Annotated in this window: 3 protein-coding genes and 1 pseudogene; all 4 read left to right on the top strand. The window is 64.8% G+C overall.

Annotated elements, in window-relative coordinates; all coding sequences use genetic code 11:
• Positions 1-229: 229 nt before the first annotated feature.
• Positions 230-463, top strand: a pseudogene (locus NFL01S_RS33735) (acyl-CoA dehydrogenase family protein); the annotation flags it as partial.
• 380 nt (positions 464-843) lie between these two features.
• Complete coding sequence (locus NFL01S_RS33730) at positions 844-2,325, top strand: flavin-containing monooxygenase (protein ID WP_062980383.1); 1,482 nt, start codon at positions 844-846, stop codon at positions 2,323-2,325.
• Entirely contained in the window at positions 2,325-3,194 is an 870-nt protein-coding gene (locus tag NFL01S_RS33725) for a short-chain dehydrogenase/reductase (RefSeq protein WP_062980382.1), read from the top strand. Before NFL01S_RS33730 ends, NFL01S_RS33725 begins: the two co-directional genes overlap by 1 nt.
• 208 nt (positions 3,195-3,402) lie before the next feature.
• Positions 3,403-4,089, top strand: a complete 687-nt coding sequence (locus tag NFL01S_RS33720; protein ID WP_062980381.1) for a TetR/AcrR family transcriptional regulator — start codon at positions 3,403-3,405, stop codon at positions 4,087-4,089.
• Positions 4,090-4,388 lie beyond the last annotated feature (299 nt).

The raw sequence follows: 4,388 nt of genomic DNA, 5'->3' as shown, positions 1-4,388 counted from the left end.
CCTCCCAGCGGCGCTCGTGAAACCGGTGATTCCCTGCTGATATAGGTTCCTCCGGCCCCAGGGATCGGCATTGTGGTCTTGTTCGGGCACCGCCGGGGACCTTGAATCGGATCCACCCGAGTAATCGAATTCCGAAGGGTGGAAGCATGCGAGAGGTCGTCCTCGTCGAGGCGGTGCGCAGTCCGATCGGCCGTCGTAACAAAGGGCTCGCGGACGTCCATCCGGTCGACATGAGCGGGGTCGGCTGACACCGCCCGAGGCCGCGCAGGTGAAGTTGTACTGCACCGAATTGCACGGCCGGGTGGCCGATGCCTGCCTGCAACTCCACGGTGGTTACGGCTATACCTGGGAGCAGGATATCTGCCGGATGTACGCCGATGCCAGGGTGGCCCGGATCTATGGTGGCACCTCCGAGGTCATGAAGGGGATCATCGCTCGGACACTCGATCTCGTCGATCGCTGAGCAAGGCTATCCGGCAAATTCTCGGGACGATCGATCCCCAGCCGCTCCCGGTCCGCGGGCGGCTCCGCGACGGCGTGGGGATCGCCGAGAATTCGATACAGCCCACCGTCGTGCACGAATGGGGGTGTTCCACCTGATGAGGGGGTGGAACACCCCCTTCGTGCTGCGTGGATCTGCTGGTCCGACCGCGAGATGTCCATTCCGTGGGTCACCGGGCCCACCGCTCTTGACATGACGTCAACAACACTGGAATCATGCGATTCCAGTCAGTCGTCTGTGGGAGATGCAGGCGACCACCCGACATCGTGATCACGGTCGCGGTATCACCACCCGCGATGCGGCTGCGACGAGGCGGCCGCGTCCCGACATCGAGGACATCAATGCCCGAGTACACCCCCTCGGCCGAACCCGACCACGCCATCGCTGTAATCGGCGCGGGATTCGGCGGCCTGGCCCTCGCCGTGAAGCTTCGTGAGGCAGGGATAGCTGATTTCGTAATCCTGGAGCGGGCGGCGGAACTGGGTGGCACCTGGCGGGACAACACCTACCCGGGCTGTGCCTGTGATGTGCCGTCGCAGCTGTACAGCTACTCGTTCGCCCCGAACCCGGACTGGTCGCGCACCTACGGTAAACAACCCGAAATCCTGGCCTACCTCCGCGATGTGGCCGCACAGCATGATGTCGAGCGGCACATCCGTTACAACACCGAACTGCTCGGTGCCACCTGGGACGAAACCGCCCGGTACTGGAAACTGGACACCAGTCAGGGCATGGTGACCGCTCGGACGCTGATCACGGCGGCCGGGGTATACGGAGAAGCGAAGTACCCGGATATTCCCGGACGAGAGACTTTCCAGGGCACCGCGTTCCATTCCTTGCACTGGGACGGTGACTACGATCCGGCGGGTGACCGGATCGCGGTGATCGGCACCGGTGCCTCGGCCGTGCAGTTCGTGCCCGAGTTGCAGCGCGAAGCCGAACGCCTCCTGGTGTTCCAGCGCTCCGCGCCGTGGATCGTTCCGCGGATGGACACCACGACATCTCGGTTCGAGCGCGATCTGATCCGCCGAATCCCGTTGATCGGCAAGGCGAAGCGCGCGGCTTCCTATGCCATGATCGAGTCCTTCGGTTTGGTCGGTTTCGTCAGCAACCGGTTCCGGTACCCGTTCGAACTGCTCGGCCGCTACCAGCTGCGCCGCCAGGTCCGCGACCCCGAGTTGCGCGCCAGGCTCACGCCGGACTACATGATCGGGTGCAAACGGGCGATCTTCTCCGACGACTATCTGCCGGCGCTCACCCGCCCCAATGTGGAGGTCATCACCACGGGAATAGCGGAGATCCGGCCGAACGCGATCATCACGCGCGACGGGGTAGAGCATCCCGTCGACACCATCGTCTACGGCACGGGATTCGCTGTACCGCCCGCGGTCTACGAACGTATCCGGGGAACGGGCGGACGTACCTACGGCGATCTCTACCGGGAACGGCCGCAGAGCTATCTCGGCGTCGCGTTGGCGGGTTTTCCCAACTACTTCAGCACGCTCGGTGCCTTCGGGGCGGTCGGCAACCAGTCCGCCATCTACATTATCGAGGCGCAGGCCCGCTATATCGTCGATGCCATCGTCGCCATGCGGCGTGCTCGTGCCACCCGGGTCGAGGTGCGCGAAGTGGTTCAGCAAGATTTCCTCGAGGAGATGAACCGGCGTAGTAACGACACCGTCTGGCTCACCGGAGGATGCGCGACGAGCTACTACCACACCGCCTCCGGTGAAAACGCGGGACTATATCCCGGGTGGAGCTTCGAATATTCTCGGCGTACAGCGAAATTCGATCCCGCCTCCTACACGGTGGAGGCTCGCTGATGGAACTCTCGATGGTGAGCGGCCGGCGGCGCGGCGGATTCGACCTCGCCGGAAAAACCGTTTTGATCACCGGTGCCGGACAGGGAATCGGTTATGCGCTGGCGCAAACCCTACGCGACCGCGGCGCCCGCCTCGCTCTCGTGGACGTCGACCCACGAGCCGGCACACGCTTGGCTTCCGGTTTCGGCCGGGACGCTCTCGTCCTCACGGCCGATGTCCGTGACCGGCCGGCGATGTCGGCCGCGGTCGCGGAGGCGATCGCGCATTTCGGGGGACTCGACGTCGTCGTGGCCAATGCCGGTGTCACGCCCACACCGTCCACCCTGCGCACCATGGCTGATGACGAATTCGATCGCGTTGTCGGCATCAATCTGACCGGCGCCTACAATACGATCCGCCCAGCGCTCGGCCAGATTGCCGATCGCCGGGGGCATGTGGTGATCGTGTGCTCCTGTGCGGCCTTCGCTCCCGGTATGGGCGGGTCGCCGTACATGATCAGCAAGTCCGCGGTCGAGCAACTCGGGCGTGCGCTACGGGTGGAACTGGCGGTCCACGGTGCCTCGGCCGGCCTCGCCTACTTCGGTGTGGTCGAAACCGCTATGACACACGATATGTTCGATACCGGCGATCTCGGCCGGGAAATCGAAGGTATGCTGCCGTGGCCGCTGAACAGGCGGATCACCGCGGACCGGGCGGCGCACATCATTGCCGACGGCATTGCCGGGCGGAGCCCGATGACCATCGCCCCCGCAGGCTGGCAGGCGTACTCGTGGTTGCGTGGAATCCTCAATCCCGTGCTCGACCGGTATCTGAGCGCGGACCGGCACTTGCAGAAATTGCTGCGCTCGTTGGAGGAGGGGCGTACCTGACGCGATCGAGGACAGTTCGGGTTCGGCCCGGGTGGGTGTCGGGCGTAGGGATCATCGCCCTCTGCGCACGGACCACCGGCTGCTGCTGGAGCACCTCCTGATCGACCGCGCGAATCTGCTCGGCGTCACTGTGGGTAGCGCATGTCTGCCGGCGTGGCACCGGCACATGGAATGATGGCCGCGACGGGACCGGGAGAGAGGTGTACGCGTGGGTGATGCCCGAACCGAGCGCTGGGTGGCCCATCGCGTGCGGGTGCGCAGCGAGCTGATCGACGCAGCCATGCGTGCCATCGACGTCAACGGCCCGGGCATCAGCATGCGGGAGATCGCCGAGGAAGCGCAGATCCCCAAGCCGAACCTGTACCGTTTCTTCACCGATAAATCCGAGCTGGCGGACGCGATCGGCGATCGCGTTCGCGATCAGCTCACCGAACGTATCCGCAACGGGCCGAACGAGGCCGGTGCCACGGTCGGATCGTTTCTGCGCTCGGGCATCATCACCTATCTCGAACTGGCCGACGAGCATCCCAATATCTTCCGGTTCGTGCTGCCGACCAGCTCCGCGTCGGTCGACGCCGGTCTCGCGCGGACCTCGTCCGCGGCGCTGGATCTCGCCGCCGTGCTCCGCGCCGTTCTGGGGCCGGTCGGCGCAACCGATTCCGATGTCGAGCTCACCGCCTACATGCTGGTCGGAATGATCATGACGGCCGGGCACTGGTGGTTGCTACGGAAGTCCACCGGTATAGGGGATCGTGCGGAGCTGTCTGCGGTGATCGACAAGCTCGATCGCAATACGCGCACGCTGATCGACGATTCGGCGCGGGCGCACGGCACGCGTATCGACTTCGATGCGCCTATTGCCGGTTACGTCGCCTCGGCATCCGATATCGGCTGAACCCGAAACCGCGATTCCGGGCCGCTCGGGTGGCCGGTTCCGTCCTGTGCGAATGCTTCTCGTGGACTCGTTGGTCTCCGAAGTCGTGCAGCCTGTCCGCACCCGCCTCTTGACCCCGGTCGCGCCCAGGGGAGAAGATGCTCCCATCGGTATCTGATACCGATGGTCGCAACCGGTGTCCATGATTCGCCTGCCCGAATTCGCTGCTGGATCGGGTTCCCTCGTCCGGGCACCGCCGCACAGGAGGTGGAGTTTCGATGACCGTGCCGAAGGATTCGGCCGTCACGCCCGACGGCACC

The organism is Nocardia flavorosea NBRC 108225, from assembly GCF_001613385.1.
GTDB lineage: Bacteria > Actinomycetota > Actinomycetes > Mycobacteriales > Mycobacteriaceae > Nocardia > Nocardia flavorosea.
This window is presented reverse-complemented; position numbering and strand designations above follow the sequence as displayed.